This window comes from Vibrio sp. SG41-7, from assembly GCF_014164465.1.
In the GTDB taxonomy this organism is placed as follows: Bacteria; Pseudomonadota; Gammaproteobacteria; order Enterobacterales; family Vibrionaceae; genus Vibrio; species Vibrio splendidus.
This window is the reverse complement of the sequence record NZ_JACJFF010000003.1, coordinates 61576-79488: the sequence shown is the minus strand read 5'-3', so window position 1 is coordinate 79488 and position 17913 is coordinate 61576. Positions and strand designations below refer to the sequence as shown.

The following is a 17913-nucleotide window of genomic DNA, read 5'->3' as shown; positions in this document are numbered from 1 at the left end:
CTCTTATTAAGTGTAAATCTGACTAAGTTGTGCAGCACTCTACAGGATAGGTCGAAATTACTTCAAGGTATCATCGGCAATGTGGCTCTTGGTCAGACCTCATTCGGCCGTATCCATTAGTGATGCTTTGGTCAACTCCCACCCATTTACAAATATTCTATGTGTCATTTCCCACCCATTGATTTTTGCAGCGAGTTGGTGATTGCAGCAGGCAGATATCATGAAGCCTTATAGTTAAAGGGTTGTTAATGATTTGTGTCAATGTGGCGCGCTAATTGCCTTAGTGAAAGCACGCAGTTCCCATTGAAGGGCTGTTTTGTTTACTAAGGAGAATAATAATGTTTAAGCCTCTTACCCTGCTGTCTGTCTCTGCTCTGGCGCTCACAAGTTTTAATGCTGCTGCAAACTGTGATCCAGGTGAAATCGTGATTAAATTCAGTCATGTAACCAATACGGATAAGCACCCGAAAGGCATTGCCGCTTCTTTACTGGAAGAGCGAGTAAACACGGAAATGAATGGCAAAGCTTGTATGCAAGTTTTCCCTAACTCAACGCTTTACGATGATAATAAGGTACTGGAAGCCCTGTTAAATGGTGATGTTCAAATGGCGGCGCCATCGTTGTCTAAATTTGAGAAGTTCACTAAGAAATACCGCATTTTTGACCTTCCTTTCCTATTTGAAGACGTAGAAGCCGTTGACCGTTTCCAAAACTCAGAATCTGGCGAAAAACTGAAGAATGCGATGAAGCGTCGTGGCCTTCAAGGTCTAGCGTTTTGGCACAATGGCATGAAACAGATGTCGGCGAATAAGCCTCTTATCAACCCTGAAGACGCGGAAGGTTTGAAATTCCGTGTTCAAGCATCAGACGTATTGGTGGCTCAGTTTGAACAACTAGGCGCTAACCCACAGAAGATGTCTTTCAAAGAAGTTTATGGTGGCCTGCAAACTAAGGTTATCGATGGTCAAGAGAACACATGGTCAAACATCTACGGTAAGAAGTTCTTTGAAGTACAAGACGGCGTAACTGAAACCAATCACGGTATCTTGGATTACCTAGTTGTAACGTCAAACGACTTCTGGAAAGACCTACCTGAAGATGTACGTACACAGCTTGGCACTATCGTTCAAGAAGTCTCTGAAACACGTAATGCAGAATCTTCAAAAGTTAACCTAGCGAACAAAAATAACATCATCGAAGCCGGTGGTGAGGTTCGTACACTTACGCCTGAACAGCGTGAAGCATGGGTAGCTGCACTTCAACCAGTATGGAAGAAGTTTGAAAAAGACATCGGTTCAGACCTTATCGATGCAGCGTTAGCTTCAAACCAATAACACCGCTAAGGGAGTGGCGTGCATTTCGCCACTCCTTATTAAAATAACTATAAGCGGAGTCAATTATGGATAATCCTCAAATGGAACAACCAAATTCTAGCGAATCAGCACTGGAAACCTCTTTTTTTTCCAAAGTCGGAAGAGTTACAGATGTGATTGAAGAGTCATTAATCGCATTTTTCCTTGGCGCAATGACGCTACTTACTTTTGCCAATGTGGTATTCAGATACGCATTCAATGGCAATATCTTGTGGGCACTAGAACTGACTGTGTTCATGTTCGCTTGGATGGTGTTAGTGGGCGCATCTTATGGCGTTAAAAAACACTTCCACATTGGCGTTGATGTGATAATCAACCTTGCCCCAGAAAAGCTACGTAAAGTGTATGCGTTAATCGCCGTCACAAGCTGCCTAGCATTCTCAATCTTACTTCTTATCGGTTCTTGGAATTACTGGTACCCGTTCGCGACTGAGCGCGCTTGGTACGAGACCGATGATATTCCAATGCCCGAGATGCTTCAGTTTCTTGCTGACTGGCTGAATGAAGGCGAGCGATACGAGAAACTGCCACGTTTTATTCCTTATATGGCGCTGCCGATTGGTATGGCAATGCTGACGTTCCGATTCATCCAAATCGCTTATCAAGTGGCGACGGGCAAGCTTGACCGCATGATTGCAGGCCATGAAGCCGAAGAAGAGCTGGATGCATTGAAAGCTGATGTGTTAGCGGGTTCTGATGAAGACGCGACAGCGGTATTGGATTCGATTAAGCAAAACAAGGCGAACGAGTCGGGTACAAAATCTAACGGTAAGGAAGACTAATCATGGCAATGTTATTTCTATTTTTAATGGTAATTGCTTTCATGTTGGTCGGTGTACCAATTGCGATTTCCCTTGGTTTATCGAGCGTCATATTCTTATTGATGCATTCAGATGCGTCATTAGCTTCAGTCGCACAAACGTTGTTCAACGCATTTGCAGGCCACTACACACTCTTAGCGATCCCTTTCTTTATCTTGGCCTCCAGCTTCATGTCAACCGGTGGTGTGGCGAAACGTATTATCCGTTTTGCTATCGCAATGGTCGGCTGGTTCCGCGGCGGTTTAGCGATGGCGTCGGTTGTGGCATGTATGATGTTCGCAGCGTTATCTGGATCGTCTCCAGCAACGGTAGTAGCAATCGGTAGTATTGTTATCGCTGGTATGATCAAAAACGGCTACACAAAAGAATTCGCGGCAGGGGTTATCTGTAATGCGGGTACTTTGGGTATCTTGATTCCACCGTCAATTGTTATGGTTGTTTACGCTGCGGCGACGGATGTATCTGTAGGTCGTATGTTCCTCGGTGGCGTTATTCCTGGTCTGTTGGCGGGTGTGATGTTGATGATTGCTATCTACATTGCAGCACGTATTAAGAAGATTCCTGCACAGCCGTTTGTGGGCTGGGGTGAGATGTTCGCAGCAGCAAAAGACGCAAGTTGGGGTCTGCTACTGATTGTCATCATTTTGGGGGGTATCTACGGCGGTATCTTTACACCGACGGAAGCGGCAGCTGTTGCAGCGGTGTACGCGTTCTTTATTGCCAACTTTATCTACAAAGATATGGGGCCGTTTGCGGACAAGAAGAATACAAAGCCTGCTTTGGTTAAAGTGTTCCAAACGTTCTTCCACAAAGATACCAAAGACACGCTCTATGATGCAGGTAAGCTGACCATCATGCTGCTGTTTATCATTGCCAATGCTCTGATTCTTAAGCATGTACTGACAGAGGAACGCATTCCTCAGATGATCACTGAGTCTATGCTTTCTGCAGGCTTGGGTCCGATCACCTTCTTGATTGTGGTGAACGTTCTACTCTTGATTGGTGGGCAGTTCATGGAGCCATCAGGTTTGCTGATCATCGTTGCGCCGTTGGTATTCCCAATTGCAATTGCACTGGGTATCGACCCAATTCACCTAGGTATCATGATGGTGGTGAACATGGAGATAGGGATGATAACGCCGCCTGTTGGGCTCAATTTGTTTGTGACCGCCGGGGTCGCGAAGATGTCGATGATGAACGTGGTAAAAGCAGCGTTGCCGTGGGTTGGCGTGATGTTCTTGTTCTTGATTATCGTAACTTACGTACCTTGGGTATCAACATGGTTACCGACCACGTTGATGGGGCCAGAGATCATCACTAAGTAGATAGTGAAGTAACAACGAAGTGATGAGGAGGGTTAAACCTCCTCATCGATAATCTTGCCATATCTAGAACCTGAATCAATCTGCTCATACAGCGCTCTTTTTGCCTCTAATTCTGGCGTGTATAGATCGACATGATTGTCAGTATAAAAAATACCATCTATCTCGAAAGTATCGGTGATCGAGGGAACTCTTGTTTTCTCACCCATAGTTATTTCCTTATTACTTTGATTGCATAACATCCTGTTATCAAAATAAGTATAGGTGATCTTGCTCCCAAATCTAATTTAGTTTTCGTTTTGTCTGTATGACTCTTTCACTAGCTGGTGTTTTTGCATCTTATCGTAGAGTGTTTTTCGGGGAAGTTGCAGCCTATCCATCGTCTCTTTGATGCTGCCATTACACTCAATAAGCGCTTGCTTTAACGTGTTTTTCTCAAAATCACAAACCAGTTCTGCTAACGACAAATGTTGGGTCGACTCCGAAGTGCTGTCTGATAAGTGAGATAGTTTACCTAAAAGTACGAAACGCTCCGCAGTGTTACGCAATTCTCGTACATTTCCCGGCCAATCGTGGGCTAAAAGCTCGTGCAGTTCTTTCTGTGGAATTGCCGGGGCTGTTTTGCCATAACGTGCCGCAGCGACCAGTAAGAAGTGGTGGAAGAGTGCTGGGATATCTTCTTGGCGGCTTCTCAACGGCGGTAAATCTAGGGTGACAACATTCAATCGGTAGTAAAGGTCTTGTCTGAAAGTCCCTTCTTCAGCTGCCTTTTTCAAGTCCACTTTGGTTGCGGCGATTACTCGAATATCAAGTGGGACCAATCCGTTTGAGCCAACTCTTTCGATGACGCGTTCTTGCAAGACACGTAACAGGCGAATTTGTGCCTGCATCGGCATGGATTCGATCTCGTCTAAGAATAGGGTTCCGCCTTGAGCAAACTCGAACTTGCCAATGCGTTTACTCTCAGCACCTGTGAATGCGCCTTTTTCATGGCCATACAACTCACTTTCAATCAGATTTTCTGGAACCGCCCCGCAATTGACGGCAACAAAGTTTTGTTCTCGTCGACTGCTTTGCTCATGTAGGGATCGTGCGACTAATTCTTTGCCCGTACCTGTCTCACCAAACAACAAAATATCGGCGTTAGTGTCGGCAACGTGGGTGATGATAGAACGCAGTTCGGTCATTGATTGCGTGTCACCAATGATTCTTGGTCCAAGCGCTTTACTGGCCTTGAGAGAGCGCTTTAATTCAAGATTCTCAAGGGTAAGTTGGCGTTTTTCTATCGCTCGCTTAGTGGTTTCGATTAGACGTTCATTGGCGAACGGCTTTTCAATGAAGTCATAGGCGCCGTCTTGGATCGCTTGCACGGCCATGGAGATATCGCCGTGGCCAGTGATCATGATTACGGGGACTTCTTTATCTTTGTGCATTACGGTGTTGAGCAAGTCATGCCCGGAAATACCCGGTAAACAGATATCAGTGACGATCACGTGGGGTAAGCCGTTCTCTTGAATTGCGAGCAGAGCAGATTCGGCATCGGGAAAGAACTCCGCTTCAATATCGGCGAGCTCAAAGCTCTGTTCAATCGCCATTCTTAGATCGGATTCATCATCAATGAAATAGACGTGACACATAGTGATTCCTTTACTTCTTTGTATTCTGATTATCGCTGAGTTTTTTGCTTGTTGGTTGGCTCGCTTGTTCAATAGCTAGCTTGCTAACGGTTTAATCTCAGTCTGTTGTTTTTGTTTGGGTGTTGGTTTTTTTTCTTTTTGTTCTTGCTCAACAAGGGGCAACTCTATGCTGAATCGAGCGCCACCTTGAGGGCTGTGACCGGTAACGAGCTTGCCGTTGATTCCGCTGATTATTTGTTGAGAAATCGATAACCCAAGTCCAAGTCCGTTTTTCTTGGTGGTATGGAAAGGTTCAAAAAAATCTCCGCTCGAAGGGGAAGTGAAGCCGGGGCCATTATCATCGACATGAATCAGCAAGGTGCTGGCTTGTCGATGGTCGGATTCCCTAATATCTAACAGAATAGCCAATTGCTTGTTGTCTTGTTGTTCCATCGCCTGAATCGCGTTGGTCAGCAAATTAATGATCACTTGTTCCAATTGGATAGCGTTGGCGAGCACGCAAGCATCAAAGGTTTCAGGGAGTTCGTTAACCTTAACTCGTTCACTCTTGAGTTGTGGTTTCATCAGCTCTCTTGACGAGTGCAATACGGGAAGTATCTGCAACGTATGTAATTCTTCCGCGGTGGATTTCTTTGCAAAAGAGCGAAGCTGGTGGCTGATTTTCGCCATGCGATCAGTGAGCGCCGAGATTCGCGAGAGGTTGTCATCGACACGATCAGTCTTTTCTTTGGCAAGAAACAGTCGGCCGTTGTCGGCATAACTGCGAATCGCAGCGAGAGGGTTATTCAACTCATGGCTAATGCTTGCCGACATTTGCCCTAGCACTGCCAGTTTAGCGGCTTGGATGAGTTCGTCTTGTGTCTGCCTCAGTACATGTTCGGTTTCGATACGATGTTTAATCTCGACATGCAGCTCTGATGTGCGCTCAAGCACTTGAAATTCTAGCTTTTGCTTGGCTTCAGATTGCAGCCTATCAATTTGGGCACGCCTTTGTTGTCGATGGTGATTGAGCTGCATCGTTAGATAAATAATCGCAAAGATAAGGCTCAAAACCACTAGGTAAGCCACCAGATCCCACCAAACTAAGTGGGTCGGAGAAAATACTCGTATGGTGAGTTTCGGTTCGGCTAAGAAGCGTGAAGAGCTAAAGAATTGCTCTTGGACGAGCTTGTGCGGAGACTCAATATTGCTAGTAGCACTCTCGAAATCACCAGAGAAGTGAAGGCTTTCTATTTTGGTATCGAGATATTGTCTGCTTTCTTGAATTCGAGCTTGCTGTGCTTGGCTCAGCGGCTGAAGGCTTTTGAACAGCCATTCAGGATTACTCGACATGAATACGATTTGGTCTTTATCGTCAGCAACAAAAAAACTCTGTTTGCCTTTCCAACTTGCTTCAATCAGCGATAAATCCATCTTTACGACAATGACGCCAATAATCTCAGCGGCATAGGAGACCGGATAAGAATAATAATAGCCTCGCTTCCCAGACGTTGACCCTAGCGCAAAATATTGATTTTCATTGCCCTGAATGGCTTCTTGATAGTAGGGACGGAAAGCAAAGTTTCGACGAATAAAAGAACGCGGTTGATTCCAGTTACTGGCTGCGATAGTGGTGCCAATGCTGTCTAATAGATAAGTGTCGGACGCTTGAATCACCGAATTTACGTGCTCTAGATAGCGATTGGTGAGTTCGATTTGCGCAGAGTTACTTGGAGAGTGAAGGGCATCGACCAGCTCTTTGTCTTTTGAAAGCAGCTCGGGAATGTGCGCGAACTTATCCAGTTGGCTTGAAATATGAACCGAAAAGCGGTCTAGCTTAGATTGATGATCATTTAACAAACTTTGATGACTTGTACTCCACACCCAATGACCGCCAAATACCATCAGTAGACTGTATATGGCCATTAATAGTATTGGGATTCTAAAAGCTTGAAACATGAAGGCTCTCCGCTAATTTCTTTGGTAATCAATCAAGCCCGTCTTCTCTCATTTATGGTAGCAAATAGCGGTAGTTTTTGCTGAAAGGAGAAAGTCGACAGGTGGGGGTAGGTTAAGGGTTTGTAACGGGGATTGTTGAAAAAGTTATCGACTCTGAGGGGTAAAACAAGAGCAAGATCTCTTTTTAAGGTTTTTAGCAAAAAAAGCCCTCGATTCCCTTGAAAAAGTCGCTATTGTCCCCATTTCTGTTGTGCTAAGTGATGATTTGATCGTTTTTGTATCATTTAGTTGGACGAATTTAGAGCATTCATCATCATGCAGAGGTGAACGGCTCGACAGAGATTAAACAGATCGCTAGAATGTCGCATCTAAAATTTCTGTCCTGAGGCTAATCGGAGATACCTTTCTTGTTTCCGAAAACAAGCTTCACTGCTTTTTATAAGTGCGTGAAAACGTTTTATAACTGCGTGAGAACGTTCAATAAGCATGTGAAGAACGAAGATATCGCTGATTAGTCTGGTGTTTGGTTGAATAATCAATTCAGACATCAATGCTCGATTTTAAATTAGGTGTTCGGATAGAGCACTACACAAGAATGCAGCCAACAACGTCGGCTTTTGAATTAAAGCTAAGTTACGGCTCATATGCTCAGATTACTGAGCCAGTTTTGAGGTTTATATAATGCAAGTTACTGTTGAAACGCTAGAAGGCCTAGAGCGCCGTCTTAATATTACTGTTCCTGCTGCTAACATCGAAGATGCAGTTACAGCTGAACTACGCAACATCGCGAAAAACCGTCGTTTCGATGGTTTCCGTAAAGGCAAAGTGCCTATGAAGATGGTTGCTAAAATGTACGGCAAAGCAGTACGTCAAGACGTGATGGGCGAAGTAATGCAACGTCACTTCATCGAAGCGATCGTTAAAGAGAAAATCAACCCAGCTGGCGCACCTACTTTCGCACCAGTTGAAAACAACGAAGGCGCTGACCTAGTATTCAACGCAACTTTTGAAGTTTACCCAGAAGTTGAGCTGAAAGGTCTAGAAAACATCACTGTTGAGAAACCAGCAGTAGAAGTTAAAGAAGCTGACGTTGAAGAGATGATCGAAACTCTACGTAAGCAACAAGCAACTTGGACTGAAGTTGAAGCTGCTGCTGACGCTGGTTCTCGTGCAACTATCGACTTCGTTGGTTCTATCGACGGTGAAGAGTTCGAAGGCGGTAAAGCTGAGAACTTCCCACTAGAGATGGGTGCTGGTCGCATGATCCCTGGTTTTGAAGACGGTATCGTTGGTAAAACAGCAGGTATGGAATTCGAAATCGAAGTAAACTTCCCAGAAGATTACCACGCTGAAAACCTAAAAGGTAAAGCTGCTAAGTTCTCTATCAAGCTGAACAAAGTTGAAGCTCGTGAGCTTCCAGAACTAAACGAAGAATTCGTTTCTAAGTTCGGCGCAGCTGAAGGCGTTGAAGGCCTTAAAGCTGAAGTTCGTAAGAACATGGAGCGTGAGCTTAAGCAAGCTGTTAAGAACCGCATCAAAGAGCAAGCAATCGACGGTCTAGTTAACGAAAACAACATCGACGTACCTTCTGCTCTAATCGATCAAGAGATCGGTGTTCTACGTCAACAAGCTGCTCAACGTTTCGGTGGCAACACTGAAGCTGCTGACCAACTTCCACGTGAGCTGTTCGAAGAGCAAGCTAAACGTCGCGTAGTTGTAGGTCTTCTTCTTGGTGAAGTAATCAAGACTGAAGAACTAAAAGCTGACGACGAGAAAGTTAAAGCTATCATCGAAGAGATGGCTACAGCATACGAAGATCCAACAGAAGTTATTGCTTACTACGAGCAAAACGAGCAAATGATGAACAACATGCGCAATGTTGCTCTAGAAGAGCAAGCTATTGATGCAATCATCGCTAAAGCTCAAGTTTCTGATAAAGAAGTTAGCTTCAACGAGCTAATGAATCAGCAACCTGCTTAATATAGTAATATCTGACGTAGAAGGTTGACGTACGGTCAACAATTCTGCTAACAATGGTCCGTATGATTTAATCATTCGGGCCATTTATTTTAGGGACATAAGAATATGAGCTACCAAGAAAAAAATACAATGCCATCGATTATGGACGCACTAGTTCCTATGGTGGTTGAACAGACTTCCCGTGGTGAACGTTCTTACGATATTTATTCTCGTCTATTAAAAGAACGTATCATTTTCTTAACAGGTCAAGTGGAAGACCACATGGCAAATCTTGTCGTGGCTCAACTGCTTTTCTTGGAATCAGAAAACCCAGACAAAGATATCTATCTTTACATCAACTCACCTGGCGGTAGCGTAACAGCGGGCATGTCTATCTACGACACAATGCAGTTCATCAAGCCAAACGTGAGCACAGTATGTATGGGTCAAGCTTGCTCTATGGGTGCATTCTTACTAGCGGGTGGTACTCCTGGTAAGCGTCACGTGCTTCCAAACTCACGTGTAATGATTCACCAGCCACTTGGCGGCTTCCAAGGCCAAGCGTCTGATATTCAAATTCACGCGCAAGAGATCCTAACGATCAAACAAAAGCTAAACAAACTATTGGCAGAGCACACTGGTCAGCCTTTAGAAGTTGTTGAGCGTGATACAGATCGTGATAATTTTATGTCTGCTGATCAAGCAGTAGAATACGGCTTGGTAGATTCAGTTCTTAATCACCGCGGTCAATAATTGCACGGCAATTGTTTAACGCAAAGTGATTCAAATTGATATACACTCAAGCATAGAGAGTAAAGGCTAAGAGGTTAGCGAATGACAGACAAAAGCAAAGAGGGTGGTAGCGGTAAACTGCTTTACTGCTCTTTCTGTGGCAAAAGCCAACACGAAGTTCGCAAGTTAATCGCAGGTCCTTCTGTTTACATTTGTGATGAATGTGTCGATCTTTGTAACGACATTATTCGTGAAGAAATTAAAGATGTTCTTCCTAAGAAAGAATCGGAATCGCTGCCAACGCCGCGTGAGATTCGTGAGCATCTTGACGACTATGTAATCGGTCAAGAATACGCGAAGAAAGTGCTAGCAGTTGCGGTATACAACCACTACAAGCGTTTGCGTAATGGTGACACGACAGCTGAAGGCGTAGAGCTAGGTAAGAGTAACATTCTTCTTATCGGTCCTACTGGTAGTGGTAAAACGCTACTGGCTGAAACACTGGCTCGTTTCCTAGACGTTCCATTCACAATGGCAGATGCAACAACACTAACCGAAGCCGGTTATGTGGGCGAAGATGTTGAAAACATCATCCAGAAGTTGCTTCAGAAATGTGATTATGACGTAGCGAAAGCTGAACGCGGCATTGTTTACATCGATGAAATCGACAAGATTTCTCGTAAAGCTGAAAACCCATCAATCACGCGTGACGTGTCTGGTGAAGGTGTACAGCAAGCTCTACTTAAACTTGTTGAAGGTACAGTTGCTTCAGTTCCACCTCAAGGTGGTCGTAAGCATCCACAGCAAGAGTTCTTGCAAGTGGACACGTCTAAGATCCTATTTATTTGTGGCGGAGCGTTCTCTGGCCTAGATAAAGTGATTGAGCAACGTGTAGAAAAAGGTTCGAGCATTGGTTTTGGCGCAGAAGTGCGTTCAAAAGATGAAGCAAAAACTGTGGGTGAACTGTTTACTCAAGTTGAACCTGAAGATCTCGTGAAGTACGGTCTAATTCCGGAATTCATTGGTCGTCTACCCGTGACAACGACACTGACAGAACTTGACGAAGAAGCTCTAGTTCAAATTCTTTGTGAACCGAAGAATGCGCTTACTAAGCAGTACGCAGCATTATTTGAAATCGAAGAGACTGAATTAGAATTCCGCGACGATGCTCTACGTGCAATTGCGAAGAAAGCAATGGAACGTAAAACGGGTGCTCGTGGTCTGCGTTCTATCTTAGAGGGTGTTCTACTAGAAACTATGTACGAACTGCCATCTTCGACAGACGTAAGCAAGGTTGTGATTGATGAGTCGGTAATTAATGGTGAGTCAGAACCACTGTTGATTTACAGCAACTCAGATAACCAAGCAGCGGTTGCAGAGTAGGTCTTTTTTAGACAAGTCACTCAAATTGAAAAAGGAGGTAAGCAATTACCTCCTTTTTTTTATTCTTCCATTGAATCCAGTCGTTTAAGCCCCATATACTGCTTTATAAGTTAAAGCGGAAGAGAGAAATATATGAACTTGGAACGTTCCGAGCGTATCGAAATCCCCGTGCTACCTCTACGTGATGTAGTGGTTTACCCACACATGGTTATTCCATTGTTTGTCGGTCGTGAAAAATCGATTACTTGCCTTGAATCGGCAATGGAAGCTAACAAACAAGTACTACTTGTAGCGCAGAAAGAAGCGGACACTGATGAGCCTTCAATCGATGACCTATTTAACGTAGGTACAGTCGCTACTATTCTTCAGTTGCTAAAGCTGCCTGATGGTACTGTGAAAGTACTTGTCGAAGGTCAGCAGCGTGCAAAAATTCACCAGTTCAAAGAGAGTGAGTTTTTCTTAGCGGATGCCGAATACGTTGTAACCTCAGAACTTGACGAAAAAGAACAAGAAGTGGTTGTTCGCAGCGCGATCAATCAATTCGAAGGTTTTATTAAGCTAAACAAAAAAATCCCACCAGAAGTTCTAACGTCTCTGAACGGTATTGATGAGGCTGCACGCCTAGCTGATACGATTGCAGCGCACATGCCACTTAAATTGGTTGATAAGCAGCACGTTCTAGAAATTGCAGATGTGACTGAACGTTTGGAATTCTTAATGGGCCAAATGGAGTCAGAAATTGACATCCTGCAAGTTGAAAAACGCATTCGTGGCCGCGTTAAGAAGCAGATGGAGAAATCTCAGCGCGAGTACTACCTGAATGAGCAAATGAAAGCGATTCAGAAAGAACTGGGCGAGATGGATGACGCACCTGATGAATTCGAGACTCTGAAGAAGAAGATCGAAGATTCAAAAATGCCTCAAGAAGCTCGTGAAAAAACCGAGCAAGAACTGCAAAAACTGAAAATGATGTCGCCAATGTCTGCTGAAGCAACAGTAGTACGTAGCTACATTGATTGGATGGTTGGTGTTCCTTGGGCTAAGCGTTCAAAAGTTAAAAAGAATTTAGCGAAAGCGGAAGAGGTCTTGAATGAAGACCACTACGGCTTAGAGCGTGTTAAAGAACGTATCCTTGAATACTTGGCAGTACAAAATCGAATTAACAAGCTAAAAGGTCCAATCCTTTGTCTTGTTGGTCCTCCTGGTGTCGGTAAAACCTCGCTAGGCCGTTCGATTGCAGCGGCAACGGGCCGTAAGTACACTCGTATGGCTCTTGGTGGCGTACGTGACGAAGCGGAAATCCGCGGTCACCGTCGCACTTACATCGGTTCACTTCCGGGTAAACTGATCCAGAAGATGTCTAAAGTTGGTGTTAAGAACCCACTGTTCCTATTAGATGAAATCGATAAGATGTCTTCTGATATGCGTGGCGACCCGTCTTCAGCGCTTCTAGAAGTGTTAGATCCAGAGCAAAACGTTGCATTCAACGATCACTACCTAGAAGTAGATTACGATCTGTCAGACGTCATGTTTGTTGCAACGTCTAACTCAATGGACATTCCTGGCCCGTTACTGGACCGTATGGAAGTGATTCGTCTGTCGGGTTACACAGAAGATGAAAAGCTGAACATCGCTAAAAGTCACTTACTGGACAAACAAGTCCAACGTAACGGTCTTAAGCCTCACGAGATTAATATCGAAGATTCAGCTATCGTTGGCATTATTCGTTATTACACGCGTGAAGCGGGTGTGCGTAATCTAGAGCGTGAAATTTCGAAGATTTGTCGTAAAGCAGTTAAGAATATCTTGCTAGACAGCAGCCTTAAGTCTGTAACGGTTAACATTGATAACCTGAAAGAGTACTTAGGCGTTCAACGTCATGACTTCGGTAAAGCGGATGAGAGTAACCGTATCGGTCAAGTGACGGGTTTAGCGTGGACTCAAGTGGGTGGTGACCTACTGACTATCGAAACTGAATCAATGCCAGGTAAAGGTAAGCTAACGCAAACCGGTTCTCTTGGCGATGTGATGAAAGAGTCGATTCAAGCAGCCATGACTGTGGTTCGTTCTCGTGCGGAAAATCTGGGTATTAACACAGATTTCTACGAGAAACGTGATATTCACGTTCACGTACCGGAAGGTGCAACACCAAAAGATGGCCCAAGTGCGGGTATCGCAATGTGTACTGCATTGGTATCCAGTCTAACGGGTAATCCTGTGAAAGCTGAGGTCGGTATGACAGGTGAAATTACCCTTCGTGGTGAAGTTTTACCTATCGGTGGCTTGAAAGAAAAACTGCTTGCAGCACACCGTGGCGGCATCAAAACTGTCTTGATTCCTAAAGACAATGAGCGTGATTTGGAAGAGATTCCAGACAATGTAATCGCTGACTTAAAGGTGATTCCGGTCCAATGGATTGATGAAGTACTTAAAGTCGCGCTAGAACGAGATCCGTCAGGGGTCGAGTTTGACGTGAAAAAATAGTGATGCATAGCAAAAATAAGTAAAGAATTACGCTGATAGACCCGAAAAGGCTTGTCAGCGTTTTTTTTGGACGCTAAGTTATTTGACTAAAGCGGCAGCCCTTTTGCAATAAGGCTTGCGGCTAAATTAAAACCAAAATGGAACGTACAGTCATCGAGAAGTAGTCACAGATGACACATAGGGGAAAAACAGTGAATAAAACACAACTAGTAGAATCAATCGCAGAAAACGCAGACATCTCTAAAGCTTCAGCTGGTCGCGCTCTAGACGCTTTCATCGAAGCAGTTGGCACAACGCTACAATCAGGTGACCAAGTTGCACTTGTTGGCTTTGGTACTTTCAGTGTTCGTACTCGTGCTGCTCGTACAGGTCGTAACCCAAAAACTGGTGAAGAGATCCAAATCGCAGAAGCTAAAGTACCTGGCTTCAAAGCAGGTAAAGCACTTAAAGACGCATGTAACTAATTTTCACTGCTGAAACCTCGCTTTTAGAGAGGGGAAGGCAGTAAAATGCGTTTACTGTTTGAAAAATGATGTTTCATTCTTAGACAGTATGTGTGCAAAGCACATTGAACTTATTTAAATTATGCGCATCCTACTGATGCGCATTTCTTTTTCTGATAATATCGCGTGAATAGATTTTATTTTGAAGCCAATGCTTCATATCCGGAGAGCACTTAAATTATGATGGATCGATTACGCGAAGGCGTGAATAGCATCGCGGTAAAAATTATCCTTGGGTTGATTATCCTGTCATTCGTATTCGCAGGTGTAGGCAGCTACATCACCGGTGGCGGTAACAACGCAGCAGCTAAAGTTGGCAACACAGAAATTGCTCGTGGTGAGTTCGAACAAGCTTACCAAAACGAACGTAATCGTATGCAGTCTCAACTTGGCGATTACTTCGCTCAAATGCTTGCAGACCCTGCATACGTAGAGTCTTTCCGTAAATCAGTACTTGATCGCATGATCAACGATGTTCTACTTGAGCAGCAAGCTGAGTCACTAGGCCTACGAATCAGTGATTCTCAAATCCGTACAATGATTCTAGAAATGCCTCAGTTCCAAACTGCTGGTCAATTTGATCAAGAAGTTTACCAATCAGCCCTGCGTCGTGCAGGTTTCAGCGCAGAAAGCTTCGCTGAATACATGCGTCGTGACCTAATGCGTAACCAGCTTGTGACTGCGCTTCAAGGCAGTGAATTTGTTCTTCAAGGCGAAATCGATACGCAAAGCAAACTTATTGCTCAAACTCGTGACATTCGTACAGTGACCTTGTCTGTTGCTGATCTAGCGAAAGACATCGAGCTAACTGACGAGCAAATCGAACAGTATTATTCTGAGAACCCTCAAGCTTACACTCGTCCAGAGCAAGCTAAGGTGTCTTACATCGAGCTTTCAGCTGAAGCACTTAAGTCTCAGCTTGAAGTAAGCGATGAAGAAGCACAGAAATACTACCAAGAGCACCTAGACAAGTACTCAACTGAAGAGCAACGTAAAGTTAGCCACATTCTAGTTCAAGGCGATGACGAAGCGAAAGCTCAGTCAATCCTAGACGAGCTAAATGCAGGCGCTGATTTTGCTACGCTAGCGGAAGAGAAATCTGACGACTTCGGTAGTGCAGATGTTGGCGGTGACTTAGGTTGGATTGAACGCGATGTTATGGACCCAGCATTCGAAGACGCGGCTTTCGCTCTTGAGAATATTGGCGATACTACTGGCCTAGTTAAATCTGATTTTGGCTACCACATCATCAAGCTAGACGAAGTAAAAGCATCTCAAGCTCAGCCTTACACTGAAGTAGCGGCAGAGATTAAGACAGAGCTTCTAGACCAACACGCAGTTGATCAGTTCTACGAACAGCAAACTGAGCTAGAGAAAGTAGCGTTTGAATTCCCAGATTCTTTGGATGACTCTGCTGAAGCTATCAATGCGAAGATCACGACAACAGATTTCATCTCTCAAGTTGACGCTCCAGAAGTTCTGATGACGCCTGCAGTTATGCAAGCTATCTTGAGCCCTGAAGTGAAAGAAGACGGTCTGAACTCTGAAGTTATCGAAGTTGCACCTGAGCACGTGATTGTTGTTCGTGTAGAAGAGACTCGCGACGAGACAGTTCTTCCTCTAGCTGAAGTGAAAGATCAAGTTGTCGCTGCATTGTCTGCTGTACAAGCTGAGCAACAAGCAGTTGAGCTAGGTGTTTCTCTAGTGAACGAGCTTAAGCAAGGTAACGAAGCAGTACTTGCAGATAACAACCTTGAGTTCACTGAACTTGAAACGATTGACCGTAACTCGCCACTAGCGGCGTCTGTATTCGCTCTAGCGAAACCAGAAGTAGGTCAAGCTGTGTTCGGTCAATCTAAAGACCAAGACGGTAACATCGTTGTTGTTGAGCTTTCTAAAGTAACAGCTGAAATCAACCCAGCTTACAGCACTCAAATTGGTGCACAGTTGGAGCGAGTTGGTAATCAGCAAGACCTTACTAATGTACTAAACGTACTGCGTAAAAATGCAGACGTTGAATACTACGTAGTGGGTCAAGGTCAGTAAGATCAGGTTAGCTTGAGTTAGATTAGCTCGGTAGTTAAGCCTGTTTGGTGGCTGACTACCGAGAATCAACATGCGATGGTTGTTGTTTTGCAAATTAGGTTTATTCGATAAATAAGAATTGCGAGCCAACAAACAAGCTGATGAAAACAAGATGTATAACGAAGCGGGTCACTTAGGTGACCCGCTTTATTTTTGTCTGGTGATTGTGTTATCTAGTGCGGTAAATGCATAAGTTACGTTTTTTGTTCAAAGGAACGGTTTATGCGCACGATATATTCAACACTACTTCTTTCATTTCTGATGGCCCTAAGCTCCCCAGCGTTTTCTGATAGCCCAACTAAAGCTGAGCTTTACGATGGCATTGAGATTACGGTAAACATCAATACTGCGACGGCAGAAGAACTCTCAGCGTTATTAGTTGGTGTTGGGGACAAGAAAGCCCAAGAGATCGTCGATTACAGAGATCAAAACGGTGCGTTTACGACTGCTGATGATTTGGTGAGTGTGAAAGGGATAGGTGAAGCGACGGTTGAAAAGAACCGCGAAAGAATTCAACTTTGATCCGTTTTTCTACTTGTTAGAAATGAAGCGATAGATATGAAGCCTCCAGCCAATGCACCTGCTAGGTGGGCTTCAATCGCGACACGAGCATTAATCAGTTCGCCAGTCGTGCTAGAAGGGCCAATAAGCTGCTCCCAAGCGATTTTAGCGATTAATCCCAATACTAACAGCCAACTTGATCTCCTACCGTTTAAAGCCTCACTGAGCGCGAATAAGCCAAACAACCCATGCAAAGTGCCAGATAGGCCAACATAGATCTGAATACTCGAAAACAACAGAGCGATCCCAGTAACTAAACTAGTCACAAGCAGAGCAAGAACAAGCTGTTTTTTACTCGGTTGAAACAGATAGCTGATGATCCATAAGCCTGCTAGATTCATCAGAAGGTGCGAGTAGTTGGTATGTGAAAAGTTTCCTGTTAGGATCCGCCACCATTGCCCCTCGGCAATCGCATTGCTATCCCATACGACCCAAGCTTGTATTGGCTCAAATTGGAATAAGACGCATAAAAGTGAAGTGAAAATTAAAACAGGGTACACATTAAATCCATGTCTCGTTATTGCCCCCAATGCAGCAAGGCTTTGAAAGCTTGTATTTGTCAGTGGGTTACACCACTCGAATCTAATGTTGAGCTTATCATTCTTCAGCACCCATCAGAAGAGCATCGCCCGATGGGAACTGCGCGTATCCTCTCGTTATCTCTAAATAACAGCGTGACGCTTGTCGGTGAAGACTTTTCAGACAACGAACAATTGAACGCATTGCTGGCCGATGAACATTACCAACATGTGATTTTATACCCAAGCGAAAACTCTGTTTCAGTTGAATCTGCGACATGCCCAAGCAAGAAGCTGCGTGTGATTTTATTGGATGGGACGTGGAAGAAGGCGTTCAAGATGTGGCAGGTGTCGAGTAACTTGCATGCGCTGACCACAGTTCACTTACCGAAAGATCTCAAGGGTAATTATCGAATCCGTAAAGCGCCCAGTGAAAACAGCCTTTCTACCGTCGAAGCTGGCTATCATTTGCTTAGCTTGCTAGAGAGTGATGGCGACTTTAGCCCTTTGCTAACGGCATTTAACCAAATGATTCAGTTTCAAATCAATCAAATGCCGCCGGGTGTGTTTGAGAAAAACTACTTAGATTAAGCCGAT

15 protein-coding genes and 1 pseudogene are annotated in these 17913 nt (G+C 44.4%); 12 read left to right on the top strand and 4 right to left on the bottom strand.

The window, feature by feature from the left end; genetic code table 11:
• Positions 1-338 precede the first annotated feature (338 nt).
• From H5300_RS01550 to H5300_RS01540, 3 genes are all read left to right on the top strand, one after another.
• Complete coding sequence (locus H5300_RS01550; protein ID WP_004736072.1) at positions 339-1334, top strand: TRAP transporter substrate-binding protein; 996 nt, start codon at positions 339-341, stop codon at positions 1332-1334.
• 65 nt (positions 1335-1399) lie between these two features.
• Positions 1400-2155, top strand: coding sequence for a TRAP transporter small permease (locus H5300_RS01545; protein ID WP_182795283.1), 756 nt, complete (start codon positions 1400-1402; stop codon positions 2153-2155).
• Between the two features lie 2 nt (positions 2156-2157).
• Entirely contained in the window at positions 2158-3519 is a 1362-nt protein-coding gene (locus H5300_RS01540; RefSeq protein ID WP_004736074.1) for a TRAP transporter large permease, read from the top strand.
• A 32-nt stretch (positions 3520-3551) separates the two neighbouring features.
• Here the strand turns inward: H5300_RS01540 and H5300_RS01535 are convergent, their stop codons facing one another.
• From H5300_RS01535 to H5300_RS01525, 3 genes are all read right to left on the bottom strand, one after another.
• The gene (locus H5300_RS01535) at positions 3552-3725 is read right to left on the bottom strand and encodes a hypothetical protein (RefSeq protein ID WP_004736075.1); all 174 of its coding nucleotides are present in this window, start codon (positions 3723-3725) and stop codon (positions 3552-3554) included.
• Between the two features lie 78 nt (positions 3726-3803).
• Entirely contained in the window at positions 3804-5153 is a 1350-nt protein-coding gene (locus H5300_RS01530; RefSeq protein ID WP_054541698.1) for a sigma-54 dependent transcriptional regulator, read from the bottom strand.
• Positions 5154-5228: 75 nt separating this feature from the next.
• A complete protein-coding gene (locus H5300_RS01525; RefSeq protein ID WP_182795282.1) occupies positions 5229-7091 on the bottom strand; it encodes an ATP-binding protein in 1863 nt (620 codons plus the stop codon).
• A gap of 163 nt (positions 7092-7254) precedes the next feature.
• Here H5300_RS01525 and H5300_RS28300 point away from each other — a divergent pair.
• The 8 genes and pseudogenes from H5300_RS28300 to H5300_RS01485 all read left to right on the top strand — a co-directional run.
• Positions 7255-7437: pseudogene (locus H5300_RS28300) on the top strand (hypothetical protein); the annotation flags it as partial.
• A 335-nt stretch (positions 7438-7772) separates the two neighbouring features.
• Positions 7773-9071, top strand: a complete 1299-nt coding sequence (tig, locus tag H5300_RS01515; RefSeq protein WP_004736079.1) for a trigger factor — start codon at positions 7773-7775, stop codon at positions 9069-9071.
• 105 nt (positions 9072-9176) lie between these two features.
• A complete protein-coding gene (gene clpP, locus H5300_RS01510) occupies positions 9177-9803 on the top strand; it encodes an ATP-dependent Clp endopeptidase proteolytic subunit ClpP (RefSeq protein WP_004736080.1) in 627 nt (208 codons plus the stop codon).
• Between the two features lie 81 nt (positions 9804-9884).
• Positions 9885-11165, top strand: a complete 1281-nt coding sequence (gene clpX / locus H5300_RS01505) for an ATP-dependent protease ATP-binding subunit ClpX (RefSeq protein ID WP_004736081.1) — start codon at positions 9885-9887, stop codon at positions 11163-11165.
• 132 nt (positions 11166-11297) lie between these two features.
• Positions 11298-13649 carry an endopeptidase La gene (gene lon / locus H5300_RS01500; RefSeq protein WP_017076773.1) on the top strand — a complete coding sequence of 784 codons (2352 nt, stop codon included), beginning with the start codon at positions 11298-11300 and terminating at the stop codon, positions 13647-13649.
• A 170-nt stretch (positions 13650-13819) separates the two neighbouring features.
• On the top strand, positions 13820-14113 hold the full coding sequence (locus H5300_RS01495) for an HU family DNA-binding protein (protein WP_012604504.1): 294 nt from the start codon (positions 13820-13822) through the stop codon (positions 14111-14113).
• Between the two features lie 219 nt (positions 14114-14332).
• A complete protein-coding gene (gene ppiD / locus H5300_RS01490; protein WP_182795281.1) occupies positions 14333-16198 on the top strand; it encodes a peptidylprolyl isomerase in 1866 nt (621 codons plus the stop codon).
• Between the two features lie 261 nt (positions 16199-16459).
• On the top strand, positions 16460-16759 hold the full coding sequence (locus H5300_RS01485) for a ComEA family DNA-binding protein (RefSeq protein ID WP_004736087.1): 300 nt from the start codon (positions 16460-16462) through the stop codon (positions 16757-16759).
• Here H5300_RS01485 and rrtA read toward each other — a convergent pair.
• The gene (gene rrtA / locus H5300_RS01480) at positions 16750-17298 is read right to left on the bottom strand and encodes a rhombosortase (RefSeq protein ID WP_054541701.1); all 549 of its coding nucleotides are present in this window, start codon (positions 17296-17298) and stop codon (positions 16750-16752) included. The genes H5300_RS01485 and rrtA overlap by 10 nt on opposite strands.
• Positions 17299-17307: 9 nt before the next feature.
• Between rrtA and H5300_RS01475 the strand changes: the two genes are divergently transcribed.
• Complete coding sequence (locus tag H5300_RS01475; protein ID WP_054541702.1) at positions 17308-17907, top strand: tRNA-uridine aminocarboxypropyltransferase; 600 nt, start codon at positions 17308-17310, stop codon at positions 17905-17907.
• Positions 17908-17913 lie beyond the last annotated feature (6 nt).